Source organism: Roseateles sp. P5_E4 (genome assembly GCF_054049255.1).
This window is the reverse complement of the sequence record NZ_JBFUMS010000004.1, coordinates 190782-215694: the sequence shown is the minus strand read 5'-3', so window position 1 is coordinate 215694 and position 24913 is coordinate 190782. Positions and strand designations below refer to the sequence as shown.

The following is a 24913-nucleotide window of genomic DNA, read 5'->3' as shown; positions in this document are numbered from 1 at the left end:
ACCTAGATTGCAGGCCTTCAATGGCACAGGATCTGCATGAACCCCATGAGGCGTGACTGGTCGAGACGGGTCTTGCTCGGCGTGCTGGCGGCTGCGCCGGCTGCCGCCAGGGCGGCGCTGGCGACCCAAGGCGAGGTGTTCGTTGTCTCCACCCTGTACTCGCGGCACAAGCTGGTGCCGGCCTACGGCCTTCCCGTGCTCCGCCAGGTCATCGAGGCCGTGAAGCCCGATGTGCTGGTGTTGGACGTCACGCCCAAGGAACTGCGCACCCGCAAGGTCTGGCCCGGCAAGGTCGAGTACCTCGACGTCATCTTTCCCTACCTCGACGCCACCGGCATCCCGGCTCTGGGATCGGAACCGGACGAAGCCTTGTTCAATCAGCTGACGGGCTCGGTGGGCCAGGCCTACAAGGCCTTCGGTGAGCGGAACCCGGCCGGCGCCAAGGCGCTCGACGAGCTGAAGCAGGCCACCTACCGGGCGCTGGCCAGCGGGTGGAGCTCTGCTGCCGACGTGAACAGCGAGAAGACGGACCGGCTGGTAGCTGCGCTGCGGGAGATCGAGGAGGGCCTGGTGGGCCAGGAGGCTGCCCAGGTGCAGGCCCAGTGGGATCAGCACCACGCCGATCGGCTGCGCGACGCCGTGCACGCGCATGCCGGCAAACGGGTGCTGATGCTGGTGGGCATCGAAAGCCGCTACCGCGTGCTGCGCAACCTGCGGTCTGCGAACGAGATTCACCCGACCGACGCCGAGGCGTGGCTGCGGCGCGCTGGACTTTGATCCCGCGCCCCGAAGCCTGACGGCTTGAGCGCGAAAAGCAGCGCCAACTGAAATAGCTCAGTCGTTTTGCTTCGTTGGCGCGGCATGGCCCGCTGCCTAGAGTGGCGGGCATGTCTCTCGCCCTCGCTTCCCTTTCTGCGCCACCCGTGCTCATCCTGCAGCGCGTGGGCCAGTCGCGTGGGGCGCGGCCGCTGTTCGAAGAGGTGGACCTGGCCCTGCATCCCGGCCAGCTGCTGTGGGTGCAGGGCGCCAACGGCAGCGGCAAGACCAGCCTGCTGCGGCTGATCTGCGGCCTCAGCGCGCCGCGCGCGGGGCGGGTGCATGTGGAGCGCGAGTTGCTCTACATCGGCCACCGGCCCGGGCTCAAGGACGTGCTGTCGGTCATCGAACAGCTGCGCAGCAGCGCCGCGCTGGCCGGGCGTCCTTGCACTGAAGGACAGGCTCTGGCGGCACTCGCGCCGGTCGGCCTGGACGACGCCGCCGGGCTGCGCCTGGCCCAGCTGTCCGAGGGCCAGCGCCGCCGCGTCGCCCTGGCGCAGTTGTGGCTTCCCCGGGTTGCACCGCTGTGGGTGCTGGACGAGCCGCTCGCCGCGCTGGACGCCGCGATGGCCGATCGCATCGCCCAACGCATGGACCGGCATGCGGATGAAGGCGGCAGCGTCGTGTTCACCAGCCACCAGGCCCTGCCGCTCAAGCGCAGCGTCCGCAGCCTGCAACTCGGGAGGCCCTGATGGGCGCCGCAGCCCAAGCCGCCGCGGCGCTCGCCCGGCGGGAGTGGTCCAGCACCTGGCGCCAGCCGGCCGAATGGCTGACGCCTCTGGGCTTCGTCGTCGGCGTGGCCGCCATGTTTCCCCTGGGCCTGGGGCCCGAGCCGGCTAGGCTGCGCGAGCTGGCGCCGGGCCTCCTGTGGATTGCCGCTCTGCTGGCCAGCCTGCTCGCTCTGCCCCGCCTGTTCGCACCCGACCTGGCCGACGGCAGCCTGGAGCAATGGTGGCTGGCGCCGCTGCCACGCCCTTTTGCCGTGGCGTTGAAGCTGGCCGTGCACTGGGCCTTAAGCAGCCTGCCGCTGGTGCTCGTCACGCCGCTGCTGGCGCTGGCCTTCGGCATCGAAAACCCGACGCCACTCGCGCTGAGCCTGCTGCTAGGCACACCCGCGCTGGCTCTGCTCGGCGGCCTGGGCGCGGCGCTGGTGCTGCATGCGCGCGCCGGCGCCGGCTTGCTGGCCCTGCTGCTGCTGCCGTTGGAGGTGCCGGTGCTCGTCTTCGGCACTGCGGCGGCCCAAGGCGGTGCGAATGCAGACACCGCCCTGCTGCTGCTCGGCGCCTGGCTGGCCGTGCTGCTGGCGCTAGCGCCCTGGGCCACCTCGGCCGCCCTCTCACTGATGTTGGATTGAATGACCACCCCGCACCCGCTCTGGCGCTATGCCAGCCCCGCCCACTTCCTGCCGCTGACCGGCCGGCTGCTGCCCGCGCTGTGGCTGCTGACTGCGCTGGGCATCGCCGGAGGCCTCACGCTCGGCCTCTTCATCGCGCCCACCGACGCCCAGCAGGGCGAGGCCTACCGCATCCTCTACCTGCACGTGCCGGCGGCCTGGACCGCCATGGTCTGCTACGGCGCCATGGCCTTCTGGGCGCTGTGGGGCCTGGCCTGGAAGACGCGCCTGGCCTTCGTGCTGATGCGCGCGCTGGCGCCCACCGGCGCCCTGTTCGCCGTGCTGACGCTGCTGACCGGCTCGCTCTGGGGCCGGCCGACCTGGGGCACCTGGTGGGTCTGGGACGCGCGCCTCACCTCGGCCCTGCTGCTGGCCCTGCTCTATGTCGGCTTCATCGCACTGACCTCGGCGGTCGACACGCCCGACGACCCGCGTCGCGGCGACCAGGCCGGCGCGCTGCTGGCGCTGGTTGGCGCGCTGAACCTGCCAGTGCTGTATTTCTCAGTCAGCTGGTGGAACACCCTGCACCAGGGCGCCTCCATCACAGCGCGCGGCAGCGCGATCGCGCCGGAGATGCTGGCGGCGCTGCTGCTGTCGACGCTGGGGTTCTGGGCCTATGCCGGCGCTGTCGTGCTGGCGCGGGCGAGGCGGCTGCTGCAGGCCCGGGTCGAGTCCGAGGCGCGCTGGCCACGTGCGCTTGGGAGCCTGACATGAGCGAGCTCTTCGGCGCCCACGCGTTCTATGTCTGGGCTTCACTCACGGCCGTGGCCCTAGGCATCGCCGTCGAGCTGTGGTCCCTCCGCCGATGAAACCCCGCCACATCCGCCTCCTCGGCCTGCTCGCCATGCTGGCCCTGCTCGCAATGGCCGGAGGCCTGGTGCTGAAGGCCTTCCGCCAGAACCTCGTCTTCTTCGTCACGCCCAGCGAGATCGTGCGCGGTGAAGCGCCGGCCGGCACGCGCTTTCGGCTCGGCGGCATGGTGGCGCCTGGTTCAGTGCAGCGCGGCGCCGACGGCCTGATGAGCTTCACGGTCACCGACGGTGCACGCGACGTCGCCGTGAGCTACCGCGGCCCGCTGCCCGACCTGTTTCGCGAAGGCAAGGGCGTGGTCGCGCAGGGCAAGCTGGCCGGCCTGGGCTTCGTCGCCGACGAGGTGCTGGCCAAGCATGACGAGAGCTACATGCCGCCCGAGGCTGCCGCGGCGCTCAAACAAGCGAGCGCAAGATGACGCCCGAACTCGGCCAGTTCGCACTGCTGCTGGCGTTGGCGGTCGCACTCGCGCAGGCGCTACTGCCGCTGTGGGGCGCACAGTCCGGCCGCACGCGCTGGATGGCTCTTGCGCGGCCCCTGGCCACCGTCGGCTTCGGCCTCGTCAGCACCGCCTTCGCCACGCTGGTCGCCAGCTTCATCCAGCTCGACACCTCGGTCGCCTACGTCGCCGCCAACGCCAGCCACGAGCTGCCGCTGGGCTATCGCATCACGGCGAGCTGGGGCGGGCACGAGGGCTCGCTGCTGCTGTGGGTGTGGATGCTGGCGGCCTGGGGCGCGCTGGTGGCCGCCCGCAGCCGCAAGCTACCGCCCGCCTTCGCGGCGCGCGTGCAGGGCGTGCTTGGCGCCGTGGCGGCTGGCTTCCTCGCCTTCATCGCCTTCACGTCCAACCCCTTTGCTCGGCTGCTGCCCGCGCCGCTGGAGGGCCGCGACCTGAACCCGCTGCTGCAGGACCCCGGCATGGCGGCCCACCCGCCGCTGCTCTACATGGGCTATGTCGGCTTCGCGGTCGGCTTCGCCTTCGCGGTGGCGGCCCTGCTGGACGACGCGCCCGACGCGCGCTGGACGCGCTGGGCCCGGCCCTGGGTGCTGGCCGCGTGGTCGGCGCTGACGGGCGGCATCCTGCTCGGCAGTTTCTGGGCCTATTACGAGCTGGGCTGGGGCGGCTTCTGGTTCTGGGACGCGGTCGAGAACGCGGCCTTCATGCCCTGGCTGCTGGGCACGGCGCTGATCCACTCGCTGGCCGTGGCCGACAAACGGCCGGGCTTCCTGCGCTGGAGCCTGCTGCTGGCCCTGCTGGCTTTTGCGCTGTCGTTGCTGGGCACCTTCCTCGTGCGCTCGGGCGTGGTCAGCTCGGTCCACGCGTTCGCGAGCGACCCGTCGCGCGGCCTCTTCATCCTGGCGCTGCTGGCGCTGGCCGTGGGCGGGTCGCTGACGCTGTACGCGCTGCGCGTGGGCCGCCTGCCCGCGGCCGAGGGCTACGCTTTCGGCTCGCGCGAATCGCTGCTGCTGCTGAACAACCTGCTGCTGGCCACGGCCACGGGCACCGTGCTGCTGGGCACGCTCTACCCGCTGGCGGCCGAAGTTATCTCGGGCACCAAGCTGTCGGTCGGCGCCCCCTACTTCGATACCGTCTTCCCGCCCATCATGCTGCCCCTCGTCGCCCTCCTCGTCATCGGGCCGCTGGCGCGCTGGCGGGTGGCGGCACTCGGCGCCGTCAAGCCGCTGCTGCCGCTGGCCCTTGCCGCGCTCGCGAGTGCTGCGATGCTGGCGTTCGCGCTGCAAGGCTCGCTGTGGCTGGCTGCCGGCATCGCCACCGGCCTGTGGGCGCTCGGCGGCACGCTGTCACTCGCCTGGCACCAGCGCGCCGCCTGGCGGCACAGCCTGCCGCTGTGGCTGGCGCATGCCGGCATCGCCGTCTTCGTGCTGGGCGTGACGCTGGTGCGCAGCCTGGAGCAGGCGCATGACCTGCAACTCGCGCCTGGCGAGCAGGTGCGCGTGGCAGGCCATCTGCTGCGCTTCGAAAGGCTGGAGGCCGTGGACGGCGCCAACTACCGCGCCGCCCGGGCCAAGCTGGTGTGGCAACACGGCGGTGAGGTCATCACGCTGTCGCCGGAGAAGCGCGTCTATACCCGTCGGCAGTCTGCGATGACCGAGGCGGCCATCTCGCGCGGCCCGTGGCGCGACGTCTACGTCAGCCTGGGCGATGCCGATGTCGACGGGCGCTGGGCGCTGCGCCTGCAGATCAAGCCCTTCATGAGCTGGGTGTGGATCGGCGCGCTGCTGATGGCCGTCGGCGGCCTCTGGGGCGCACTCGCTCGGGGACGCAGCCCGCGCGCCGAGTTGCAGCCCAACTTCGTCCCCGCGCTCTCGACGCCATGAAACCCAAGCTCGCCACCCTCGTTCCGCTGCTGGCCAGCGCAGCCCTCGTTACGCTGCTCGCACGCGGCCTGAACCGAGATGCCCAAGCGGAACCCACTTCGCCGCTGGTCGGCAAACCCGCGCCCGTGCTGGACCTGGAGCGCCTGCATGGCGAAAGCCTGGCCTTGCAAGGCCAGGTCTGGGTGCTGAATGTGTTCGCCTCCTGGTGCGCGCCTTGCCGTGCCGAGCTGCCGGTGCTGGGTCAGCTGGCCGAACAGAGCGGCGTGCGCGTCGTCGGCCTGGACTACCGCGACACGCCCGAGCTGGGCCTGGGCTTCCTGAAGCGCCACGGCAACCCGTATGCGCTGACCTGGCTGGACCCGCAAGGCAAGGGCAGCCTGGCCTGGGGCATCACCGGCGTGCCCGAAACCTTTGTCATCGACCGTCGCGGCATCGTGCGGCTGCGGCACACCGGGCCGGTCACGGCGGAAGACTTGAACAAGCGCTTGCTGCCGTTCATCAAGAGGCTGCAAAGTGCGTAGCCTCATCGCGATCGTTCTGCTGACCGCCGCGCTCGTCGCGCAGGCCGAGGATCTCGACACCCGCGTCGAGCGCCTGGCCCAGGAGCTGCGCTGCGTCGTCTGCCAGAGCCAGAGCGTGGCCGAATCCAACGCGCCGCTGGCCGTCGACATGAAGCGCCAGCTGCGCGAAGGCCTGGCCGCCGGCCGCAGCGAGGCCGAGCTGCGTGAGGAGCTGGTGCAGCGCTATGGCGAGCAGGTGCTCTACCGCCCCGCCCTGCACGCCGGCACGGCGCCGCTCTGGTTCGGGCCGCTGGCACTGCTGGCCATCGGTGCCGGTGTCTATCTGCGCCACGGTCGGCGGCGCGAGGAGCCGCGGTGAGCCTATTCATCCTCGCCGCCGTCGTGTTGACGCTGGCCTCGCTGCTGCCTCTCGCGCCGGCCCTGCTGGGCCCCAACAGCCCACGCGCATGGCGCACCGCGGCAGTCCTGGGACTGGCCCTGCCGCTCGCTGCCAGCCTGCTCTACGTCCAACTCGGCCGACCCGACGCCATCAACCCGCCGCCTGCGCTGCCCGCCAACCCCGTTCAGCAGATGGTGCAGCGCCTGGCCGACCGCCTGCAGCGCACGCCCGACGACGCCGAAGGCTGGGCCCTGCTGGCCCGCGCCTACGAGCAGCTGGGCCGCCCGCAGGACGCCCTGCCCGCCTACGCGCAGCTCGAACGGCTGCGCCCCGCCGACCCGCAGCCCTTGAGCCAGCACGCCGTCACCCTCGCCCTGGTGCAAGGCCAGGGCCTCGCTGGCGAGCCCGAGGCGCTGCTGCAGCGCGCCCTCAAGCTCAACCCGCGCCATGTGCCCACGCTGGCCTTGCTCGGCAGCGCCGCTCATGAGCGCGGCGACACGGCGGCGGCTGTGGGCTACTGGCGCCGCGTGCTGGCCGAGGTGCCGGCCGACAGCGACATCGCCGCCTCGCTGCGCGACAGCATCGCGAAGGCGCAGGCCCGTTGAACAGGCCCTACATTGCGGCTGACCGTCTTCAGCCCGGAGCCCCGCCATCGACTCGCCGCCCCGCCCCGTCAGCTTCTGGGAAGCCTTCCGCTTCTGGCTCAAGCTCGGCTTCATCAGCTTCGGCGGTCCTGCCGGGCAGATCGCCATCATGCACACCGAGCTGGTCGAGCGCCGCCGCTGGATCAGCGAGAAGCGCTTCCTGCATGCGCTGAACTACTGCATGGTCCTGCCCGGCCCCGAGGCCCAGCAGCTCGCCACCTACATCGGCTGGCTGATGCATCGCAGCTGGGGCGGCATCGTCGCCGGCGCGCTGTTCGTGCTGCCGTCCCTCTTCATCCTCATCGCGCTGGCCTGGGTCTACATGGCCTGGGGCAAGCTGCCCGTCGTGGCCGGCCTCTTCTATGGCCTCAAGCCCGCGGTGACGGCGCTGGTCGTGCATGCGGCCCACCGCATCGGCACGCGGGCGCTGAAGAACGGCTGGCTGTGGGGCATCGCTGCCGCCGCCTTTGTCGCCATCTTTGCGCTGGACGCACCCTTCCCGCTGATCGTGCTGGCCGCTGCCCTCATCGGCCACATCGGCGGCCGGTTGGCGCCGCAGGTTTTCGCCCTCGGCGGCGGCCACGGTGCTGCCAAGCAGGGCTACGGCCCGGCCCTCATCGACGACGACACGCCGACGCCACCCCATGCCCGCTTCAGCCGCAGCCGCCTGGCCCGCGTGCTCGCCATCGGCCTCGGGCTGTGGCTGGCCGCCATGGCCGGCCTGGTCGCCGCCCACGGTTTTCAAGGCGCGCTGACGCAGATGGGCTGGTTCTTCACCAAGGCCGCGCTGCTGACCTTTGGCGGCGCCTATGCGGTGCTGCCCTATGTCTACCAGGGCGCCGTCGAGCAGCACCAGTGGCTGACCGGCACGCAGATGATCGACGGCCTGGCCCTGGGCGAGACGACGCCGGGGCCGCTGATCATGGTGGTCGCCTTCGTCGGCTTCGTCGGCGGCTGGGTGAAGCAGCTCTTCGGGCCGGACTCGCTCTTCGTGGCCGGCGCCGCGGCGGCGAGCGTCGTCACCTTCTTCACCTTCCTGCCGTCCTTTGTCTTCATCCTGGCCGGCGGCCCGGTCATCGAGTCCACGCACGGCAAGCTGCAGTTCACGGCGCCGCTGACGGCCATCACGGCGGCAGTCGTCGGCGTCATCCTCAACCTGGCCGTGTTCTTCGCGTATCACGTGCTGTGGCCCCAGGGCTTTGGCGGGCGCTTCGACGCGGTCTCGGCCCTCATCGCCGCGGGCGCTGGCATCGCGCTGTTTCGCTTCAAGCTGGGCATCATGCCGCTGCTGGGCCTGTGCGCGGCGATCGGCCTGGCCACCACGCTGCTGTGAGGCGGCGCCAGGCCTGCATTGCCTTGGGCGCCGTCGCCACCAACGCGCGCCCGGCGGCCCAGCCGCCAGCGAGCGACGCACGGCGCCTGGCGCTATCCATCGCCTCACAGTACGTCGCCTCGCCAACGCCCCATTACGTCAACGCCCTGCTGGTCTCGGCACAGAGGCATCTTGGCCGGCCCGAGATGGCGCGCACCGCCACGGCAGCCCTGCGCGAGGCCGTCAGCGCGCCGGGTTACGTCCTGCCGACCGACTGGCCGCGCCTGGCCGGCTATGCGGCACTGGCGGAAGCAGCAACGCTGGACGGCGACACGGCGGCCGGCGCTTTGGCCCTGCAGGCCCTTCGCTCTGTGCTGGCCGACACCAAGCTCACCGGCCTGCGCCCATGGACCGACGACATGTTCCTGGCCACGCTGCTGCTGGACTGCACCGCGCCGCTGCTGCCTGCGCCGGAGCGCGCCCGCGCGTCCGACGCGTTGGGTGCCGCCCTGCTGGATCTGTCGGAGCGACTGCAACGGCCGGGTGGCCTCTTCAATCATGCCGAGGGCTCGCCGGTCGCATGGGGCCGCGGCGATGGCTTCGCGTCACTCGCCCTCGCTAAGGTGCTCACCGGCCCGCTGCAAGGCTCAAGCGCCGCACCGCCCTTGCTCGCCCGCCTGCAAAGCCATCTGCGCGCGCTGCTGCCGCTGCAAGGCGCCGATGGCCTGTGGCGGCAGGTGCTGGACCACCCCGACGCTCAGCCCGAGCTGACCGTGACGGCGATGAGCCTGGCGGCACTTGCCCTGGCGCGCCGCCACGGTTGGCTGCCAGCCGAAGCCGTGGATGCGGCCATCACCCGCGCCTGGGCGGGCGTGCAATCGCGCATCGACGCACACGGCGGCTTCCGCGATGTCTGCGCCGGCACGCCGGCCGGGCCGACGCTGGACTTCTATCTGCAGCGGCCCGTTGTGCATGGCCGGGATGAAAGGGCCGCGGCGATGGTGTTGCTGGCGGCTCAGTCGCTCTGCCGGGAGCCTGGCTGCTCGGCATAGCGCAACAACGCCTTTGCCGCCTCGACCCGCAAGGCCAACGCGGCCGTCTCGTCGTTCAGCACCTGCTGCAGGAAGCGCTTGGGCTCCACATCTGCGCTCGACGGTTGAGCTGCGGGCGATGAGCCGGTCGAGACCACGGGCTGCAGCCGTTGCATCGCGGCGGCCAGAGCGGCCGGCTTGATGCTCTCCAGCCGCGCGAGCAGGTCAGCCTGCCCTTCGATGCCCGGCGGGATGTCCAGCCAGGGTGTGTCGGCAAACACCGGGGCGAGGTCGGGCGCGACGAAGGCGGACCAGTTTTCCGTGGCGTCCTGCTGCGCCGGCACGAGCGCTGCGTCGAAGGTCTGGCCGGCTGCCGATGGACTCAACCGCAGGCGTGCCGGCGCGACGCTGGCCAGGTAGCGTGCCTGCAGATGGGCGAGAAACGCCGCCGCACGCAATGCGCTGATCGGCTCCTGCAGCGAAAACCACAGCTGCAGCCCGTCGCTGCCTGACACAGCGATGGCGGGGGCGGGCAGCTCAAGATCGGCCTGCACGCCGCGCCAGACCTTGGACAGCACATCCCAGTCGGCAGGGCCAGTCAGCTCCATGACCATTGCCCGTACCTGGCCCGCACCATCGATCAAATGCCCGCCCAGATCCGGCGAGGTCAAAAGGTACAAGCGATGCAACTCGGAATGCAGGCGGTTCATGTCGATGGGCGTTGGGGGGCGAAGCGAATCTACCGCAAGCGTCGCCACCGCGAGGGCGGCCGCCCACGCCTATAGTGCATGCGGCCCGATGGATTCCGTTCGAAGGTGCACATGCAGCCACCCGCAAGCTTCGTCGCAGGAATCCTCAGGGTCGCCGCATGCGCCGTTTTCGTCGCCACCACGGCGCTGCTGCTCGGTGGCTGTGCCGGCCAATCACGGCTGCTGCACCCCCCTGCCCTCGACGCCACGACGGCACTTGGCTGGCGCGCCGAAACGGGCGACGGCATCAAGCTCGATGTGCAGCAAGTCATCGTCCGCAACGATGCTGCCAGCTGGGTGCGCGAAGCCGACTGGGATGAGTACGCGCTGGTCGTGCGCAACGACAGCCGCACACCGGTCCGGCTGCACTCGATCTCGCTCGCCAACGACGTCCTCGACAACGTCAACCACACCACCGCACCCGATCAGCTCAAGAGCGAGACGACGCGCAACGTCGACGCCATGAAAACGGCCGGGCGCATCGTGGTGATTGGCTCCAGCGGGGCAGTGGCCGGTGTGCTGGTGCTGGCAAGTGCGGCCGGCTACACCGTGATGGCGCCGATCCTGCCTCTGGCCCTGCTGGTGGGCGGCATCTCGGCCTACCGAACCCAGAGCAAGGTCAACGCCGAATCCCTGGTGATCGAGTATGAGATCAAGCGGCGCGGCTTCCAGTTGCCAGCCGACCTCGCCCCTGGCGCCGAACTGCGGCGCAGCGCGTTCTTCCCCGTCACACCGGCGCCGCAGCGCTTGCGCCTGCTGTATGGCGTTGGCAATGAGCAGCGCGAACTCCTGCTGGCATTGCCTGCGCTTTCGGGTCTACACATCCAACCCGCGGAAAAGGCGGAGCCCTCAGGCCGCTGAAGAACTTGCCCCGGCCCCGCCTAGGGTCATCACCGGGACATCCATGCGTTCTGCGCAAAATCTCACCTGGCCGCGGCCAGGAGCCTCCCAACCAGTGCGGTCAGGTCGCGGAAGGTGTCTTCCTTTTCAAGCACGGCGCGCACACCCGCGGCCGTCGCTTGTTCGCGCAATTCGTCGGTGATCAGGCCTGAGCTGATCACCACAGGCAACCCAGGGCGGAGGGAGGCGATCTCGCGTGCGACGTCGAGGCCTGAACGGACAGGCATGTTGTAGTCGGTCACGAACAAGTCCACTGCATCGGGTGCGTCGCCGAGGGCCGCAAGCGCAGCGGCTGCCTCGGTGAAGCCGCTGCAGCGGTAGCCGGCACGCTCCAGCAGGCGCACGACGACCAGCACGACGGTCTCATCGTCGTCCAGGTAGATCACGTGTTCGCCATGCCCGAGGGACGGCGCATCCGACATGCGCTCGATGCTCATCGACGGCAGCGGCGGATTGACGGCAGGCAGGTAGAGGTGGAAGGTGCAGCCCTGGCCGGGGGCGCTGTCCACGGCAATGCTGCCCTGGTGCGCAACGACGATGCCATGGACGACCGACAAGCCCAGGCCCGTGCCCTGACCCGTCGGCTTGGTCGTGAAGAAGGGCTCGAAGATCCGCTCGCGTGTTGCGGCGTCCATGCCCATGCCCGTATCGCTCACCCATAGATGGGCATAGGGACCGGCAACCAGCCCCGACAATGCCCGGGCTGTGGCTGCGTCCAGATGCACCGCCTCAAGGCCGATGACGATCTTGCCGACCTCACCACGCAACGCATGCCAGGCATTCGTGCTCAGATTCATCAGCACCTGCTGCAGCTGAGTGGCGTCGCCATCGACATGCAGAGGCTCATCGCTCAGGCTCAATTCGAGTTCAGCGCCAGCTGGCAGCGTCACGCGCAGCAAGCCGTAGGTCTCATCGACGATCGGCCGCAGCGCGACGTTGCGCAATTGCTGCGGCTGGCGGCGGCTGAAGGTCAGGATCTGACGAACAAGGTCGCGTGCGCGCAGGCCGGCCTTCTGGATCTCGCCCAACATCGTCAGCGCGGGATGGTCGGCCTCGAGTTCACCTCGCGCGAGTTCGACATTGCCGAGGATCGCGCCAAGGATGTTGTTGAAGTCGTGGGCGATGCCGCCTGCGAGCGTCCCGAGGGATTCCATCTTTTGCGCCTCGCCGAGCTGTGCCTCGAAGCGTCTCAACTCGGCCTCCGCCTCTCGATGCGCGGCCCGGCGAGCGGCCTGGACGAGCTCGCGCTCGAGCACCGGCGCAAGCCGACTCATGTTGTCCTTCATCACATAGTCGTTGGCACCGGCCTTCATCGCGACCACGGCCGTTTCCTCGCCGATGGTGCCGGAGACAAAGATGAAGGGGATGTCCAGACCGCTCGCGCGGAAGGTGGTGAGCGCTTCCAGGCCGCTGAAGCCCGGCATGCTGAAGTCGGAGATCACCGCATCCCACGGGCCCTGGACAAGGGCTGACTGCAGCGCCGCCAGATCCTGGACCCGGTGGAAATCAGGCGCGAAGCCTGCGCGGCGCAGCAGGCGCATCGCCAGGCGGGCGTCGTTTTCCGAGTCCTCGACGGCAAGAACCCTGATCGGCCGTTGATTCATGACGACGCCGGCCGCGGCGGCAATTGGTTGAGTGCGAGCCAGTAGATACCGAGCACCTTGACCGCCTCGAGAAACTCGGTGAAGTCGACGGGCTTGCGCACATAGCTGTTGGCGCCCAGCTTGTAGCCCGAAACGATGTCCTGCTCCTCCTTCGACGAGGTCAGGATCACTGCCGGAAGCAACGCCGTGCGGGAGTCGGCGCGCATCGCCTTGAGCACGCCAAGCCCATCCAGTCGGGGCAGCTTCAAGTCGAGGATGATCAGTGTTGGCAGCGCCGCCTCAGCACGATGGGCATGGGCACCACGCGCAAACAGGAAATCGAGCGCTTCCACGCCGTCACGGGCGACAACCAGCGGATTCATCAGATGGCTGCGCTTGAATGCGCGCAGCGTCAGCGCGACATCGTCCGGGTTGTCTTCAACCAGCAGGATGACCTTGCTCTCGTCGCTCATCGGTTTGCTCCAGGATACGGAAGAAGAATGTGGCGCCACTGCCGAGGCTGGCCTGGGCCCATAACGGCCAGCCATGGCGGCGCAGCACACGCTGAACAATCGCCAGGCCGACGCCGGTGCCCGGGAAATCGCTTTCGTGGTGAAGGCGCTGGAAGGCGCCGAACAGGCGATCGGCGTAGGCCATGTCGAAGCCTGCACCGTTGTCGGCAACAAAACAGATCCGGTCCCTGCCTTCATGGCGCATACCCACGCGAATGACGGCGTCGGCGGTCTTGCCCGTGAATTTCCAGGCGTTTTCGAGGAGGTTCTGCAGCGCGATGTGGATCAGCTCCCGGTCGGCCTGCACCCTGATGCCCTCGTCGATCTCCCAGCGCACCTGGCGCTCGGGTTGACTCCGGGCCAGTGTGGCCGCCATCTCGTGGACCATGGTGCTGATGTCCACCTCCTGAATGCGCAGCTCGGCTCGCGTCACCCGCGCCAGGCCCAGCAGCTCGTCGATCAGGCGACCCATGCGCTGGCTGGCGGCGCGGATGCGCTGCAGGCTGTCACGGGCCTCGTCGTCGAGCTGATCGCCATAGTCCTCGATCAAAGCCAGCGAGAAGCCATCCATGCTGCGAAGGGGGCTGCGCAGGTCGTGCGAGACCGAGTAGCTGAATGACTCGAGCTCATTGTTCAGCGAGACGAGTTCCCGATTGCTGAGCTCGAGCTGGCCAAAGGAATCCCGCAGCGCGCGCGTCATCGCGTCAAAGTGGCGCGCCATCTCGCCGAGTTCATCGGCGCTGCCGACATCGAGCTCGAACGACCAGTTGCCGGCGGCCACCTCGCGTGTGGCCTGCTCGAGCCGCGCGATCGGGCGGAGCACGTCGCGCCGGAACATCCAGACGGCAGCCCCCGTGATCAGCGCCATCAACACCAGTCCCGCGGCCGTCACGAGGACCACTCGCTGTTGCGTCTCGTCGATACGAACGCCCGCATCGTCAATCAGCTTGGCCGCGTCGACGAGGCTTCTTTGCTGCAGGATCAGCAGCCGGCTGGAGATCTGGACCTCGAAGCGCTGCTGGACCTCGTCGGCGACGCCACCGGCGGCTCGCGTGGGCACAACTTCGCCGAACAAGCGGTGGCTGGCCTCGCCGTTGGCGCGCAGCTCGGCCAGTGTCCTGGCTGCGGCATCGTCAAGGCCGGTCGGCAATGCAAGCAGGCCTTCAAGACGCTGCCAGACCGCCTGTTCCTGCAATCGGGCGCGTTCGCGACGGTTGAGCAGGTATTCGAAGGTGACCATGCGGATGTCGTTGAGCGCGCTGGCGATCGCGGCGCTGTGGCGGCGCTGCTTGACAGCGGCACTGACCTGGGTGTTCGCCCAGCCGATGCTGGCGGCGATCAGCACCATGGCGCCGAACATCAGCGCTGCGGCGATCCGGGCCTTGCTGCTGATCTTCATCGCACCACCGTCACCCGCCCCGGGCTCGCGGCCAGCAAGGCGTCGAGGCTCAGATGGGACAGGAAGTTCGGCATCGGCTGCGTGGGCGCATAACCGCGCGCCATCGCCCAGCCCGCCACGTCTTCAAGCGTGACCAACTGGGCCTGCTGCTGATCGACCTCCAGATCCAGGGCCTGCCAGGCCGGCTCGAGCGCCTCGGGGTCGAGCTTCAGGCGTGCCGCCAGCAGCGTCTTCGCCTGCTGGGGGTCGAGCTGCACGAAACGCTCGGCATCCAGCAGGGCCAGCAGCAGTCGGCGCAAAGCCTCGCCGCGGGTAGACATGAATTCACTGCGGCCGACAAGCACGTAGTTCTGGGCATAGGCATCGGGGGCACTGAACGAGATGATGGCGCTGCCCAGGGCCAGTTCGGCTTCATGCCGGACCGGCTGCCAGGCGGCGATGGCGTCCACGCTGCCGTCGCGCAGCGCGGCGATCAGGCGGGTTGGCGGCAGGTCCACGAGGATCAGCGACTGCGGGGCCAGGCGATGGCGCACCATGAAGGCCCACAGGAAGTATTCGCCGCTGGTACCGAGGGTGACGCCCACCCGGCGCCCCTGCAGGCCGGCCGGTGAGCTGATTTCGCGGTCGCGACGCGCCAGCACGGCCAGTTCGTTGGAGGCGCTCGCCACCGCCGCCGCCATGCTCAGCGGCGCACCTTTGAGCACCTCGATGACGATGGGCACGTCGGCCGCGGCGGCGAGGTCCGCGCCGCCTCGCAGGAGCTCGGCCAGCGCAGCTTTGCCATGGGTTTGCGGCAGCACCGTCACCGCCAAGCCGCGTTCATCGAAGAAGCCCCGTGCCGCGGCGATGTGAATAAGACCGGCATGCGGCGCCTGGGGAAGCGCAATCGAGAGCCGCTCGGGCGCCAAGGGCGGGCCGGACCGGCGCCGGCTCAGGCCAAACGCCGTGGCAAGCACGGCGAGTGAGGCCAGGCCTGCCAGATGACGGCGATTCAGACGGCGGTTCAGACCGCGACCCGCCGGGGTCGGAGCGCTCATTTGGTCCTCCCGCACCCACCACGCCAAGGCCATGTAGGCCACATGGATAACGGGTTAAGTGTGTTGTCTAAGCTCGTTTGAACGAAGAGTACGGGCACGGCTAGCGTCTTGCAAGGCCTGTTGCGTGACGTATGACCTAACTTGTCCAAACTGCGGCATAGGAGATTTCTCCGTTGCCAGTTCAAGCAAATCTGGCAATGCTTTGGCCCTGGAGGTGGCAGATGGACCTGACGAGCTACACAGACCAGTGGCAGGCACAGCGGCAGCAACTCTTCAAATCCGTGCCGCCGGAAGGCCGCAAAGTCCGCTATCTGGACAAGGAGTTCCTGGTCTACCCCGACACCTTCTGGCCCTTCGCCGACAGCCTGCCGCTGGTCAGGAATTTCACGGTCGCGCCAGGCGAAACCGTGCTGGACGTGGGTACCGGCTCGGGCGTCATCGGCATCTTTGCCTGCTATCAGGGCGCCGGGCGGGTGGTGGGCGTGGACATCAACCCGGCGGCCATCCAAAGCGCCACCCACAACGCCCAGACGCACGGCTTTGCCGGGATCATGACGGTGCTGCAGTCCAATTTGTTCGAGGCGCTGGGCGACGAGCAGTTCGATGTCATCACCGCCAACCTGCCGTTTCGAAACAAGCCGGCGCACGATGTGGTGGCCATGTCCCAGTGGGACACCGATTTCAAGACCAACACGCGCTTCTTCGAAGGCGTGGGCCGGCATTTGAAGCCCAAGGGGCGCATCTATTTCGTACAGTCCAACTTCGGCGAAATCGAGGCCATGAAGCGCCTGGCGCAAACAGCGGGCCTGCAGACCAGGGAGCTGGCCAGCGAAGCCACGGACGAAACCGGGCGCCAGCAGTTCTTCGTCTACGAGATGACCTGGGCCTGATCGATTCCAGGAACCTGACGCATCGCCCCCCCCATGGACAGCCTGCTACTGGCCATCAAGGCGCGCCGCGCCGTCCCGCGCTCAGGCCTGAGAACGGGGGTCCGCAGGGTGGCCGTCATCCTGTGCGGCTCGCGCGGCGGATCCAGCCTCTTCAAGGAGGCCCTGGCCCTGCATCCGAGCATCGCTTCACTGGATGGGGAACTGGACCCGTTGCTGGCCTTGTCGGGCAACGGCTTCAATCAGAACTCCGACAGCGATGGCATCGAGCGGGTGGCCAATGTCGAGGAATTGAGCAGCAACATTCTGGACGAGGTTTCCTTTGCCTCGGCGGACCTCCTCGATACCGAGCTGCTGCTCAGGAAGTGGAAGAACCGGCTCCTGCTGCAGTTCCCGTCGCGTTTCCTGGACACCGCTGCCGAGCGGCGCCTGGAACAGTCGCTGGAGGCGGCCTTGGGCCAGTTCGAAGGCGGCGAGCGTCGCAGCGAAACCGAGCTCCAGGAACTTGTGCTCTCCACCGTGTTCAGCGACGAGCCTTGGCGGATCAGCTACTACGACGGCAAGGCCAACCGCGGCGACGGCCGGCACTTCGACGAACCCTTGAAAATCGAGGAGCCTCCCTTCGTGGTACCCACGCTCAAGCGGCGGCCCTTCGGCTCGGCCGATGTGCGGGAATCGGTGCTGCTGTTCAAGGCGCCGTCCGACGCCTACCGCATCGGCATGTACGAGCAGTTGTTCCCCAACGCCGAGGTGAGCTACATCCATCTGACCCGGGGTTTCGCGCAGTCCATCAACGGCCTGATGGACGGCTGGCTCTACCCGCTGGGATTCTTCTCCCACGACCTCAGCAAGATCGGCTGCGAACTCGCCATCCCCGGCTATTCCGACACCGTGGCTTTCGGCCGCAAGTGGTGGAAGTTCGACCTGCCACCCAACTGGCGCCAGTTCACCCGGGCGAAGCTGGAAGAGGTGTGCCTGAACCAGTGGTACTCCATCCACGAAGCCATCCTGCAAAGCGGCGTCTGCACCCTGCGCGTGTCTTTTGAAGACTTCGTCGACAACCCCATCGCAACGCTGCGGTTGATCACCGACCATCTGGGCCTGCCCGCCATGGCCCCGCCAGATGCGCTGCCCATCAAGATGGCCACCGAACCACCGAGCTCCAAACGCTGGCACAAAAGAAGCGCCTTGCTGCTGGACCTGGCTCAGCGGACCGAGGTGCGCGAGATGATGGACAGGCTTGGCTATCCCATGGAGCCCGACAGATGGCTGTGAATGCAAGGCTTCTGCTGCCCTACCTGATGGGCCAGCGCCGCGACGGCCTGCGCCGCGTGCTTGACATCGACCGCCATCCCTGGGAAGTGCTGGCACCGGCACGGCAGCATGCGACGCGGATCGACGATCCCATCGCCAAGCTGGACAGCTTGGGGCACCTCTACGCCCTGCTGGCTGCGCGTGTCGCCACGCTGGCCCGCAGTGGCTGCCGGCCAGTCAGCCTCGCCGGCGACTGTGTCTCCAGCTTGGGGCTACTGGCCGGGCTGCAGCAAGCCGGCCAGCCGCCCGAGCGTGTGCTCTGGCTGGATGCCCATGGCGACTTCCACACCTGGTCCAGCAGCCAGACCCAGTACATCGGCGGCATGCCCCTGGCCCTGTTCGTCGGACGGGTCGACCACGATCTCGACCCGCGCAGCCAGGCGGCACGCGCCTGCCTGGCCACCATCGGCGTGCAGGCTTACCCACAACAGCAAATCGTTCTCGCCGATGCCCGCGATCTCGACCCCGGCGAGCGCGAAGCCCTGCTCGGCTCCCAGATCCTGCGCTGCCCGCTCGACGAAGTGCTGGCACACCTGCAACCGCAGGAGCGCATCTACCTGCACTGGGACACCGACATCATCGACGACCCGGCCCATATGCCTGCGCTCAAATACCACGTCCAGCGCGGTCCCAGCGCCGCGGACATGGCCGACTTCTTTGGCGCCCTGCGCGCGTACAACATCGTCGCCGTCTCCGTCTCTGCATGGCATGAGGAACAGGACGCCGACAACCGGACCGCCCAGGCCTGCCTGGAGATCTTGAACACGCTGCTCGACGCCTGAGGCCGCACTGCCCGGTTGCCGTCAGAACGGCGTCGCCGTGTTGTCCTGCAAGCCCATCGCGCCCAGGGCCCCGGCCTCCATCATGAGATGACCACCCAATACAGAGGGTGAGAAATCAGCCGTGCCAGCGGGCTTTTGCCCTTCGGTCCAGGCCTGCAGCGTCTCGGCCGCCATGGGCCGCGCCAGGAAATAGCCCTGCAGTTCGTCGCAGTGCAGCGCCAGCAGGATGTCGCGTTGCCCCTTGGTCTCCACACCCTCGGCGACGACGCGCAACCCCAGCTCATGGGCCAACTGGATGACGGCGCTGACGATGGCCTTGGCGTCGCTGCTGGTCTCAACGTCGGCAACGAAGCTGCGATCGATCTTGAGCTGGCGGGCGGGCAGCTGGCGCAGATAGCTGAGGCTGGAATAGCCGGTCCCGAAATCGTCGATGGAGAGAAACACGCCGATCCGGGCCAACTCCTCGAACGCGCGCTGCGTGCTTTTGAGATCCTCCATCGCGACGGACTCGGTGATTTCGCAAAGCAGTTGGGAGGGTTCGACCAAGTTCCTGGAAAGGGCCGCTTCGATCCGCGCCGCCAGGTCTTCCTCGCGCAGTTGATGCACCGACAGGTTGATCGCCACGCGCATGTGCAGCCCGATCTCGGCCCAGGCGCGCATCTGCCGGCAGGCCTCTTCGATGACCCAGCTGCCAAGGCCGTTGATGAGGCCGAAGCGCTCTGCGAGAGGGATGAACAGACCCGGGGCCAGCAGGCCGCGCTCCGGATGATTCCAGCGCAGCAGGGCTTCGACACCGCGGATCTGGCCATGCTGGCCATCGATCTTGGGTTGGTAATAGAGCTGCAGTTGCTCATGCTCGATGGCATGGCGAAGGTCGTTCAGCAGATTGAGCTGCTCCTGCGCACCTTCGTCCATATGCGCCTCGTACAGCGCATAGGTGCTGCCCCCGGCGCGTTTGGCGGTGTACATCGCGGCGTCCGCATGCATGACCAGCTTGTCGCCGTCACCGTGATCAGGGTAGGCGGCGATGCCAACCGATCCAGACAAGGCGACCCGGCGGCCGCCGATCTCCAGAGGTGCCGCCAGTGCCTCGATCAGGCGGCGGGCGAGGCTGACGCAGTCCACCAGGCTGCTGACGTCCTCCATCAGCAGAACGAACTCGTCGCCACCGATGCGCGCCACCGTGTCGGCGTCGCGGGCCGCTGAACGCAGGCGCACGGCAACCTCCCTCAGCACCGCATCGCCGGCGGCATGGCCGAGCGAGTCGTTGACCGGCTTGAAGCCGTCCAGGTCGACAAACAGCACGGCCACCTTGCCGGCATTGCGCTCCGAGATCTGCTCGCCGTTGCGCGCATGGCGCTGCAGCGCGTGGGTCAGGCGGTCCTCGAACAGCATGCGATTGGGCAGGCCGGTGAGCGGATCCTGGAAGGCACGCCGGCGCAGCTCCTCGTTGGCCGTTTCCAGCTTCACGTTCGCGACCTTCAGCGAGCTGCGCATGCGGGCGTCGAGGGTCGAAGTGAACAAGGTCATCGCCAGCAACGCGACGGATGACACCGACACCATCATCCCGAGCTGCGGGCCTGCCAACGCGTCAGCGCTCAGGCAGACGGTGCCGGCCGGAAAACTAGCCGCCGCCATGCCCGTGTAGTGCATGCCGCAAATGGCGATGCCCATCACCAGCGCGGCCAGGGGCTGGAAGACCATGCCGCGCCTCTCCCCCATCTTGCGCAGCCAGAAGAAGATCAACAACGCCGCCGCCGACGCAGCGATCGCGATCAGCGCCGATGCCGCGACCAGCAGCAGATTCCAGACGATGCCGGGCGACATGTCGAGCGCCGCCATGCCGGTGTAGTGCATCGCGCAGATGCCCAGCCCCATCGCGATGGCACCACCGGCCAGGCGGCGCCAGGTGAGCTCGCCTTGGCTCGCGACAAACAGGGCGATGGCCGACACGGCGACCCCGGCGACCCACGATGCCACCGTCAGCACCACGGTATAGCCAAGCGGAATCGGCAGAGAGAAGGCAAGCATGCCCACGAAGTGCATGCACCAGATGCCGGTGCCCATCGCCAGCGAGCCGCCGACCCACCAATTCACGGCGACGCCGCGGTCACGGGTGCGGACCCGCTTGGCCAGATCAAGCGCAACATAGGACGCAAAGCTGGCGATCAGCAGCGACGCAGCGACCACCCACGGGGCGTAGCTGGAGGGCAGATATTGCATGGCTAACTGTTCGCCTCCCTGGCGCCAGATATCAGTGGGAGCCCACGGAACATGCAAGCCCCTTGGATTCCCGCAATCGCCGCTGACTCTACCCGCTTGGTCGTGGGCAGCCAACTCACGCTGGATGACGGCCATGCAGGCGGCGTCGCGTTAGCATGGCCATCTCAAGCGTTGCATCGGGATGCCATGAAACACCGCCTCGTGACCGCCGCCCTCTTGCTGGCCGCCCTGGCCTGCTATGGCATTGGGCTGGATAGCGGCGCCACCGCCCTGCTGGCCCTCGGCGGTATCTTCGAGCTGGCGTTCTGGGCGCGCGCATTCCCCGGCTTTGGTGTCCTGTCCCGCACCCAGCGAAGGAGCCCGCAATGAAGTTCGATCTCCCAGGTTCTGCCCTTGGCCTGCTCGCAGGCTGCGCGGTCGCAACGAGCGCCGTCGCGGGTGCACCCGCGCGAACCCAGCCGGTTGCGCCGGCCTCGATACCGGGCAACCCGGCTCAAACGGCCGAGCCGCGGCGCGGTGAAGACGCGGTTCGATGGGACCGCCTGGAGCCCGGCACCCTGGAACGTTTGGCCAAGGACCGCACCACACCGAAAGCGCCGACGTTTCCCGCCGAACGCTGGTAACGCGAAGCTTCAGCCCACCGAGACCAGGCGGCGCGCCGCTGCGGCCGGCTCCCGCTCGCGGCGGGACGCTCGCGACTCACGGCCTTTGCGTTTCAACAGTTCCCGTATCCGCCGCAGGCTTCGCCGCATGACGGCGATCTCCTCCCGGCCTGGGAAAGCCACCCGAGGCATCGGCGGCGCTTCGGCAATTTCGGCCAGCCGGGACCGATCAAAACTCTGGGTCATGGCACGCTCCGGCAGTCGCAGCGAATGCCATCCTGGGCGCCCCATCCAAGCTGGCTTGTAGGACGCTGGCTCATCCCGCCGCCGCATCCCTAATCTGCGGACTCTGCATGGCGTAGGCCGACGCTTGCAGCACGGCGGGTACTTGTCCTTCATGCGCCCCGCTCCAACGGCACCACGATGGCGGTTTCATGGGCATTCCAGGAGACTTCCATGTCAGACGACAAGACCAAGACCGGCGGCCAGGACCGCAGCCGCATCAGCCTCAGCGAGGACTACGAGGTGCGCGACTGGGCCACGAAGTTCGGCGTGACGCCGGACGAGCTCAAGGCGGCCGTGAAGGCAGTTGGCAACGACGCCGCGGCTGTTGAGGCTCACTTGAAAGCCAGCAAGCGGTAACGCCGTGCGGGTCGCGACCTGGAACGTCAACAACGTCGTCAGGCGGCTCCGCGGCAAAAGGCGTCAACAAGTCATCGCGAGTAACCGGAAAGCACCAGATCTGCCCGGCGCCAGACGCAGCCGGCACTTGGATTGCCCCGCTTCCCAGCCAGCAACGGTACCGGCACTGCCGGGCTGGCGAAGCCCGATCAGTGCCTGATCCACCAGGAGTACGTCATGAGCATCCGCCGATTCACTTCATGGCAGACGCCGGTCCGCACGGTTGTTGCCGCAGCGGCCGTGGTCGCGATCGTGTTGCCCATCACCGCGCAAACGCAGAGCGCCACGGAAATCTACCAACAGGAACGCGCCAATTGCCTGTCCGGCAACACCATCCAGTCGCGTTCCGACTGCCTCTACGAGGCCCGCTCCGTGCTGCGTGACCGGCGCGCCGGCGACCTCGAGCCCAGCGACGCAAACGCTGTCGCCACTCCATCCGGGAATACCGGCAGCATGGACGCCCTGCCGGCGCGCGCAGACCGCCACTGAGCCTCTTTAGCTGGGCTGCCGGCGCCCCATTGGCGCGCCGCCGCGTTGCACTGCATGCCCGTCGTGTCAGGAAAATATGACGGGCAGGGACACCTGCACCTCATCGGCACCACCGGCCGTGCAGCGCATGCGCTTGACGGCGGCCTGAACGTACTTGTGGTACTCCTTGGGGCCTGATTGCGGCAGCACGTCCACGACCTGGTTGCCGCGGATCTTGATCAACGTCTGCACCGTGCCCTTGAGGCCGACGCGGTCGATGGCCTCTTCCAGCGCGGAGGCCAGCACGGCCTCGTAGCCTGGGCAGGCCAGGCTGATCTCGCGCTTGATGACGGCGGGCGCTGCTGGCGGCGGTGGTGCGGGCACAGGCGCGGGTGCTGCCGCCACGACAACCGTTTCCTTCGGCGGCTGCGCCTGCACGACCTGGATGGGCGCGGGCGGTGGCGCGACGGCGGGCACGACCTCGGGCGGCGGCACATAGGCCGGCGGCGGAGCGACCTTCTGCACCGGCTCGATCTTGACGACCTTGGGCGGCGGCGGTGGGGGTGGTGGCGGCGGCAGCACCTCGGGCAGCAGGGCCATCTCGATGGGCTTCTTGATCGCATCGACGGCCTTGGACGCCAGGCCCGTCGTCAGCCCCCAGCCCAGCACGATGTGCAGGCCGACGACCAGGGCGATGCCGGTGCCGCGGTTGGCGCCGGCCGGCGGCTTCAGCTGCGAGCGCAGCGGTGCCGTGGTGGCCAAAGGCGCTGGCGCAACGAGCCGGCGCGGCGCGGGGCGGGTGTCGTCCAGCGTCAGGCCGCCGGAGATACCCGGTGAAAGAACTGCACTCATGAATCTCTCCTACTGCGAGTCGTCGAGAAACTGCTCGCTGCCGGTCACGCCGAGCTTGGTCAGCCCGGCCTGGTGGGCCGCCGTCATGACGGCAGCGAAGTTGTCGTACTTGGCACCGGGCTGCGGGCGCACGTGAACCTCGGGCTGCGTGGCCTGCTTGCCGGCGGCGTCCAGGCGCTCGCGCAGCGAGACCTGGTCGGCGATGGCCTCGCCGTTCCACAGCACGGCATCCGGCGTGATGTCCAGCCGCACGACCTCGGGCGGCGTGGGCGGCGGCGCGCTGGGCGGCGCGATCGGCAGGTTGAGCTTGACGCTGTGCAGCTGTACCGGGATGGTGATGATGAGCATCACCAGCAGCACCAGCATCACGTCGATCAGTGGCGTGGTGTTGATGTCGGGCACCGGCAGCGCCGACGTGACCTGGCGGCGCGCGCGGGCCGCCTTGCGCAGAGGTCCCGCACTCATAGCGCCCTCGCTGGCGGCTCGGTGATGAAGCCCACCTTGGCGATGCCGGCGCGCTGGGCGGCCAGCAGCACTCGGCCCACGGGGGCGTAGTCGCTGCCGGCGTCACCGCGCACATGCACCTCGGGCTGGGGCTGCTGCTGGGCGATGCCCTTGAGCCGCTCGAACAGCGCGTCCTTGCTGGCCACGGGTGCATCGAACCAGTAGAGCTTGCCATCGCGTGAGACGGTGATGACCACGTCCTTGGGCTCGCTCTCGCGCACCTCGTTGCGCTGCTTGGGCAGCTCCACCGGCACCGAAAAGTTCACGACCGGGATGGTGATGAGGAAGATGATGAGCAGCACCAGCATGACGTCGACGAGCGGCGTCGTGTTGATGGACGAGACCGCCTCGTCGGCACCCTGCGCAATCTGGATGGCCATGGCGCAGTGCTCAGGCCAGGGCGGGGCTCAGGCCGGCAGGCTGCTCGGCAGAGGCGGGCTCTTCGTGGGCCGAACCCAGCAGCACCGAGTGCAACTCGCCGGAGAAGTCGCGCACGTCGTCCAGCACCAGGGCATTGCGGCGCAGCAGCGCGTTGTAGCCCAGCACCGCAGGCACGGCGACGAACAAGCCGATGGCCGTCATGATCAACGCCTCGCCCACCGGGCCGGCCACCTTGTCGATGGAGGCCTGGCCGGCCACGCCGATGGCGGTGAGCGCGTGATAGATGCCCCAGACCGTGCCCAGCAGGCCGACGAAGGGCGAGGTGGAGCCGACGGTGGCCAGCAGGCTCAGGCCCGTGGAGAGCTGGCGCTGCACGCGCTCGGTGGCGCGGTGCAGGGAGAGGTCCACCCAGTCAGCGAAGTCGACCTTGGCGCGCAGGCCGTGGTGGCGCTGCGTGGCCTCCAGGCTCGCCTCGGCGATGTAGCGGTACGGGCTCTTGGGCGACAGCTTCTCGGCGCCCGCCTTGACGGTGCCGGCGCTCCAGAAATCCCGCTGCGCAGCACGCGACTGCACGCCCAGGCGAGCCTGCTGCAGCAGCTTGGTGATGATGACGTACCAGCTGCCCGCGCTCATCGCGACGAGCGTGAACAGCACGACCTTGGTGACCGCGTCGCTCTTCTCCCAGACGGCGCCGACGCCATAGGGGTTGTCGCCCTGGGCATGGGCGGCGCTGGCGATGAGGAGCAGGGCGAGCGGGGCGAGGGCGCGACGGGCAAAGATGGAGGCGTTCATC

The 24913-nt window shown here is 68.4% G+C and carries 30 protein-coding genes; 19 read left to right on the top strand and 11 right to left on the bottom strand.

Translation table 11 applies throughout. From position 1 onward, the window contains the following. Window positions 1–45: 45 nt before the first annotated feature. The 11 genes from ACXJLH_RS10150 to ACXJLH_RS10100 all read left to right on the top strand — a co-directional run bounded on the left by ACXJLH_RS10150 (window position 46) and on the right by ACXJLH_RS10100 (window position 9267). Complete coding sequence (locus ACXJLH_RS10150; protein ID WP_457443857.1) at window positions 46–777, top strand: hypothetical protein; 732 nt, start codon at window positions 46–48, stop codon at window positions 775–777. Between the two features lie 110 nt (window positions 778–887). Next, entirely contained in the window at window positions 888–1508 is a 621-nt protein-coding gene (gene ccmA, locus ACXJLH_RS10145; RefSeq protein WP_457443855.1) for a heme ABC exporter ATP-binding protein CcmA, read from the top strand. Continuing rightward, a complete protein-coding gene (gene ccmB, locus ACXJLH_RS10140) occupies window positions 1508–2170 on the top strand; it encodes a heme exporter protein CcmB (protein WP_457443853.1) in 663 nt (220 codons plus the stop codon). The genes ccmA and ccmB overlap by 1 nt, the downstream gene beginning before the upstream one ends. Next, entirely contained in the window at window positions 2171–2923 is a 753-nt protein-coding gene (gene ccmC, locus ACXJLH_RS10135) for a heme ABC transporter permease CcmC (protein ID WP_457443851.1), read from the top strand. It abuts the gene before it with no gap. Between the two features lie 91 nt (window positions 2924–3014). Further along, a complete protein-coding gene (gene ccmE, locus ACXJLH_RS10130; RefSeq protein ID WP_056193920.1) occupies window positions 3015–3437 on the top strand; it encodes a cytochrome c maturation protein CcmE in 423 nt (140 codons plus the stop codon). Then, window positions 3434–5359 carry a heme lyase CcmF/NrfE family subunit gene (locus ACXJLH_RS10125; RefSeq protein ID WP_457443849.1) on the top strand — a complete coding sequence of 642 codons (1926 nt, stop codon included), beginning with the start codon at window positions 3434–3436 and terminating at the stop codon, window positions 5357–5359. The genes ccmE and ACXJLH_RS10125 overlap by 4 nt, the downstream gene beginning before the upstream one ends. Beyond that, window positions 5356–5880, top strand: a complete 525-nt coding sequence (locus ACXJLH_RS10120; protein ID WP_457443847.1) for a DsbE family thiol:disulfide interchange protein — start codon at window positions 5356–5358, stop codon at window positions 5878–5880. The genes ACXJLH_RS10125 and ACXJLH_RS10120 overlap by 4 nt, the downstream gene beginning before the upstream one ends. Then, on the top strand, window positions 5873–6238 hold the full coding sequence (locus ACXJLH_RS10115; protein ID WP_457443845.1) for a cytochrome c-type biogenesis protein: 366 nt from the start codon (window positions 5873–5875) through the stop codon (window positions 6236–6238). The genes ACXJLH_RS10120 and ACXJLH_RS10115 overlap by 8 nt, the downstream gene beginning before the upstream one ends. Next, window positions 6235–6864 (top strand): tetratricopeptide repeat protein, encoded by a 630-nt coding sequence (locus ACXJLH_RS10110; protein ID WP_457443843.1) that lies wholly within the window; start codon window positions 6235–6237, stop codon window positions 6862–6864. Before ACXJLH_RS10115 ends, ACXJLH_RS10110 begins: the two co-directional genes overlap by 4 nt. A 46-nt stretch (window positions 6865–6910) precedes the next feature. Then, window positions 6911–8236: a chromate efflux transporter gene (gene chrA / locus ACXJLH_RS10105; protein ID WP_457444059.1), complete on the top strand. Its 1326-nt coding sequence runs from the start codon at window positions 6911–6913 to the stop codon at window positions 8234–8236. 23 nt (window positions 8237–8259) lie between these two features. Beyond that, window positions 8260–9267 carry a glycoside hydrolase family 88 protein gene (locus tag ACXJLH_RS10100; RefSeq protein ID WP_457443841.1) on the top strand — a complete coding sequence of 336 codons (1008 nt, stop codon included), beginning with the start codon at window positions 8260–8262 and terminating at the stop codon, window positions 9265–9267. Here ACXJLH_RS10100 and ACXJLH_RS10095 read toward each other — a convergent pair. Beyond that, complete coding sequence (locus ACXJLH_RS10095) at window positions 9231–9956, bottom strand: hypothetical protein (protein ID WP_457443839.1); 726 nt, start codon at window positions 9954–9956, stop codon at window positions 9231–9233. The genes ACXJLH_RS10100 and ACXJLH_RS10095 overlap by 37 nt on opposite strands. A gap of 78 nt (window positions 9957–10034) precedes the next feature. Here ACXJLH_RS10095 and ACXJLH_RS10090 point away from each other — a divergent pair, with 78 nt between their 5' ends. Further along, window positions 10035–10856, top strand: a complete 822-nt coding sequence (locus ACXJLH_RS10090) for a hypothetical protein (RefSeq protein WP_457443837.1) — start codon at window positions 10035–10037, stop codon at window positions 10854–10856. A gap of 62 nt (window positions 10857–10918) precedes the next feature. Here the strand turns inward: ACXJLH_RS10090 and ACXJLH_RS10085 are convergent, their stop codons facing one another. From ACXJLH_RS10085 to ACXJLH_RS10070, 4 genes are read right to left on the bottom strand one after another with little or no spacing between them, the layout of a single operon-like run. Further along, window positions 10919–12499 (bottom strand): hybrid sensor histidine kinase/response regulator, encoded by a 1581-nt coding sequence (locus ACXJLH_RS10085; RefSeq protein ID WP_056193889.1) that lies wholly within the window; start codon window positions 12497–12499, stop codon window positions 10919–10921. Then, the gene (locus ACXJLH_RS10080) at window positions 12496–12951 is read right to left on the bottom strand and encodes a response regulator (RefSeq protein ID WP_457443836.1); all 456 of its coding nucleotides are present in this window, start codon (window positions 12949–12951) and stop codon (window positions 12496–12498) included. Before ACXJLH_RS10080 ends, ACXJLH_RS10085 begins: the two co-directional genes overlap by 4 nt. Continuing rightward, a complete protein-coding gene (locus tag ACXJLH_RS10075; protein WP_457443834.1) occupies window positions 12917–14338 on the bottom strand; it encodes a sensor histidine kinase in 1422 nt (473 codons plus the stop codon). The genes ACXJLH_RS10080 and ACXJLH_RS10075 overlap by 35 nt, the downstream gene beginning before the upstream one ends. Before the next feature lie 47 nt (window positions 14339–14385). Continuing rightward, on the bottom strand, window positions 14386–15426 hold the full coding sequence (locus ACXJLH_RS10070) for an ABC transporter substrate-binding protein (RefSeq protein WP_457324601.1): 1041 nt from the start codon (window positions 15424–15426) through the stop codon (window positions 14386–14388). Between the two features lie 221 nt (window positions 15427–15647). On the opposite strand from ACXJLH_RS10070, the gene ACXJLH_RS10065 reads away from it, so the two are divergent. The 3 genes from ACXJLH_RS10065 to ACXJLH_RS10055 are packed head-to-tail and all read left to right on the top strand — an operon-like array spanning window position 15648 to window position 18409. Then, on the top strand, window positions 15648–16316 hold the full coding sequence (locus ACXJLH_RS10065) for a methyltransferase (protein ID WP_457443833.1): 669 nt from the start codon (window positions 15648–15650) through the stop codon (window positions 16314–16316). Between the two features lie 33 nt (window positions 16317–16349). After that, window positions 16350–17588, top strand: a complete 1239-nt coding sequence (locus ACXJLH_RS10060) for a hypothetical protein (protein ID WP_457443831.1) — start codon at window positions 16350–16352, stop codon at window positions 17586–17588. Then, window positions 17579–18409, top strand: a complete 831-nt coding sequence (locus ACXJLH_RS10055; RefSeq protein WP_457443829.1) for an arginase family protein — start codon at window positions 17579–17581, stop codon at window positions 18407–18409. Before ACXJLH_RS10060 ends, ACXJLH_RS10055 begins: the two co-directional genes overlap by 10 nt. 21 nt (window positions 18410–18430) lie before the next feature. Here ACXJLH_RS10055 and ACXJLH_RS10050 read toward each other — a convergent pair whose 3' ends face one another. Further along, the gene (locus tag ACXJLH_RS10050) at window positions 18431–20632 is read right to left on the bottom strand and encodes a putative bifunctional diguanylate cyclase/phosphodiesterase (RefSeq protein WP_457443827.1); all 2202 of its coding nucleotides are present in this window, start codon (window positions 20630–20632) and stop codon (window positions 18431–18433) included. 186 nt (window positions 20633–20818) lie between these two features. Here ACXJLH_RS10050 and ACXJLH_RS10045 point away from each other — a divergent pair, with 186 nt between their 5' ends. Together ACXJLH_RS10045 and ACXJLH_RS10040 are read left to right on the top strand one after the other, a co-directional pair. Further along, a complete protein-coding gene (locus tag ACXJLH_RS10045; RefSeq protein WP_056193870.1) occupies window positions 20819–21001 on the top strand; it encodes a hypothetical protein in 183 nt (60 codons plus the stop codon). Then, window positions 20998–21255, top strand: a complete 258-nt coding sequence (locus ACXJLH_RS10040; RefSeq protein WP_457390818.1) for a hypothetical protein — start codon at window positions 20998–21000, stop codon at window positions 21253–21255. The genes ACXJLH_RS10045 and ACXJLH_RS10040 overlap by 4 nt, the downstream gene beginning before the upstream one ends. Window positions 21256–21264: 9 nt before the next feature. Here ACXJLH_RS10040 and ACXJLH_RS10035 read toward each other — a convergent pair whose 3' ends face one another. Then, window positions 21265–21480: a hypothetical protein gene (locus ACXJLH_RS10035; RefSeq protein WP_157281209.1), complete on the bottom strand. Its 216-nt coding sequence runs from the start codon at window positions 21478–21480 to the stop codon at window positions 21265–21267. Window positions 21481–21690: 210 nt separating this feature from the next. Here ACXJLH_RS10035 and ACXJLH_RS10030 point away from each other — a divergent pair, with 210 nt between their 5' ends. Together ACXJLH_RS10030 and ACXJLH_RS10025 are read left to right on the top strand one after the other, a co-directional pair. Next, window positions 21691–21876 (top strand): DUF3606 domain-containing protein, encoded by a 186-nt coding sequence (locus ACXJLH_RS10030; protein WP_457325052.1) that lies wholly within the window; start codon window positions 21691–21693, stop codon window positions 21874–21876. A gap of 216 nt (window positions 21877–22092) precedes the next feature. Continuing rightward, window positions 22093–22404, top strand: a complete 312-nt coding sequence (locus tag ACXJLH_RS10025; RefSeq protein WP_457443825.1) for a hypothetical protein — start codon at window positions 22093–22095, stop codon at window positions 22402–22404. A gap of 66 nt (window positions 22405–22470) precedes the next feature. Here ACXJLH_RS10025 and ACXJLH_RS10020 read toward each other — a convergent pair whose 3' ends face one another. The 4 genes from ACXJLH_RS10020 to ACXJLH_RS10005 are packed head-to-tail and all read right to left on the bottom strand — an operon-like array spanning window position 22471 to window position 24912. Further along, on the bottom strand, window positions 22471–23235 hold the full coding sequence (locus ACXJLH_RS10020; protein ID WP_457443824.1) for an energy transducer TonB: 765 nt from the start codon (window positions 23233–23235) through the stop codon (window positions 22471–22473). Window positions 23236–23244: 9 nt separating this feature from the next. Continuing rightward, a complete protein-coding gene (locus ACXJLH_RS10015) occupies window positions 23245–23700 on the bottom strand; it encodes an ExbD/TolR family protein (RefSeq protein ID WP_457390825.1) in 456 nt (151 codons plus the stop codon). Next, window positions 23697–24119 carry an ExbD/TolR family protein gene (locus tag ACXJLH_RS10010; protein ID WP_056193856.1) on the bottom strand — a complete coding sequence of 141 codons (423 nt, stop codon included), beginning with the start codon at window positions 24117–24119 and terminating at the stop codon, window positions 23697–23699. The genes ACXJLH_RS10015 and ACXJLH_RS10010 overlap by 4 nt, the downstream gene beginning before the upstream one ends. A gap of 10 nt (window positions 24120–24129) precedes the next feature. After that, window positions 24130–24912 carry a MotA/TolQ/ExbB proton channel family protein gene (locus ACXJLH_RS10005; RefSeq protein ID WP_457443822.1) on the bottom strand — a complete coding sequence of 261 codons (783 nt, stop codon included), beginning with the start codon at window positions 24910–24912 and terminating at the stop codon, window positions 24130–24132. Between the last annotated feature and the right edge of the window lies 1 nt (window position 24913).

Bases quoted from the DNA above. Each gene is read 5' to 3' on its own strand.
- ACXJLH_RS10030 (WP_457325052.1), top strand. From the start codon at position 21,691: ATGTCAGACGACAAGACCAAGACCGGCGGCCAGGACCGCAGCCGCATC.
- ACXJLH_RS10095 (WP_457443839.1), bottom strand. From the start codon at position 9,956: ATGAACCGCCTGCATTCCGAGTTGCATCGCTTGTACCTTTTGACCTCG.
- ACXJLH_RS10065 (WP_457443833.1), top strand. From the start codon at position 15,648: ATGGACCTGACGAGCTACACAGACCAGTGGCAGGCACAGCGGCAGCAA.
- ACXJLH_RS10125 (WP_457443849.1), top strand. From the start codon at position 3,434: ATGACGCCCGAACTCGGCCAGTTCGCACTGCTGCTGGCGTTGGCGGTC.
- ACXJLH_RS10085 (WP_056193889.1), bottom strand. From the start codon at position 12,499: ATGAATCAACGGCCGATCAGGGTTCTTGCCGTCGAGGACTCGGAAAAC.
- ccmE (WP_056193920.1), top strand. From the start codon at position 3,015: ATGAAACCCCGCCACATCCGCCTCCTCGGCCTGCTCGCCATGCTGGCC.
- ACXJLH_RS10120 (WP_457443847.1), top strand. From the start codon at position 5,356: ATGAAACCCAAGCTCGCCACCCTCGTTCCGCTGCTGGCCAGCGCAGCC.
- ccmB (WP_457443853.1), top strand. From the start codon at position 1,508: ATGGGCGCCGCAGCCCAAGCCGCCGCGGCGCTCGCCCGGCGGGAGTGG.
- ACXJLH_RS10040 (WP_457390818.1), top strand. From the start codon at position 20,998: ATGAAGTTCGATCTCCCAGGTTCTGCCCTTGGCCTGCTCGCAGGCTGC.
- ccmA (WP_457443855.1), top strand. From the start codon at position 888: ATGTCTCTCGCCCTCGCTTCCCTTTCTGCGCCACCCGTGCTCATCCTG.
- ACXJLH_RS10055 (WP_457443829.1), top strand. From the start codon at position 17,579: ATGGCTGTGAATGCAAGGCTTCTGCTGCCCTACCTGATGGGCCAGCGC.
- ACXJLH_RS10005 (WP_457443822.1), bottom strand. From the start codon at position 24,912: ATGAACGCCTCCATCTTTGCCCGTCGCGCCCTCGCCCCGCTCGCCCTG.
- ACXJLH_RS10075 (WP_457443834.1), bottom strand. From the start codon at position 14,338: ATGGTGCTGATCGCCGCCAGCATCGGCTGGGCGAACACCCAGGTCAGT.
- ACXJLH_RS10020 (WP_457443824.1), bottom strand. From the start codon at position 23,235: ATGAGTGCAGTTCTTTCACCGGGTATCTCCGGCGGCCTGACGCTGGAC.
- ACXJLH_RS10025 (WP_457443825.1), top strand. From the start codon at position 22,093: ATGAGCATCCGCCGATTCACTTCATGGCAGACGCCGGTCCGCACGGTT.
- ccmC (WP_457443851.1), top strand. From the start codon at position 2,171: ATGACCACCCCGCACCCGCTCTGGCGCTATGCCAGCCCCGCCCACTTC.
- ACXJLH_RS10035 (WP_157281209.1), bottom strand. From the start codon at position 21,480: ATGACCCAGAGTTTTGATCGGTCCCGGCTGGCCGAAATTGCCGAAGCG.
- ACXJLH_RS10070 (WP_457324601.1), bottom strand. From the start codon at position 15,426: ATGAGCGCTCCGACCCCGGCGGGTCGCGGTCTGAACCGCCGTCTGAAT.
- ACXJLH_RS10150 (WP_457443857.1), top strand. From the start codon at position 46: ATGAGGCGTGACTGGTCGAGACGGGTCTTGCTCGGCGTGCTGGCGGCT.
- ACXJLH_RS10080 (WP_457443836.1), bottom strand. From the start codon at position 12,951: ATGAGCGACGAGAGCAAGGTCATCCTGCTGGTTGAAGACAACCCGGAC.
- ACXJLH_RS10050 (WP_457443827.1), bottom strand. From the start codon at position 20,632: ATGCAATATCTGCCCTCCAGCTACGCCCCGTGGGTGGTCGCTGCGTCG.
- ACXJLH_RS10045 (WP_056193870.1), top strand. From the start codon at position 20,819: ATGAAACACCGCCTCGTGACCGCCGCCCTCTTGCTGGCCGCCCTGGCC.
- ACXJLH_RS10010 (WP_056193856.1), bottom strand. From the start codon at position 24,119: ATGGCCATCCAGATTGCGCAGGGTGCCGACGAGGCGGTCTCGTCCATC.
- ACXJLH_RS10015 (WP_457390825.1), bottom strand. From the start codon at position 23,700: ATGAGTGCGGGACCTCTGCGCAAGGCGGCCCGCGCGCGCCGCCAGGTC.
- ACXJLH_RS10090 (WP_457443837.1), top strand. From the start codon at position 10,035: ATGCGGCCCGATGGATTCCGTTCGAAGGTGCACATGCAGCCACCCGCA.
- ACXJLH_RS10060 (WP_457443831.1), top strand. From the start codon at position 16,350: ATGGACAGCCTGCTACTGGCCATCAAGGCGCGCCGCGCCGTCCCGCGC.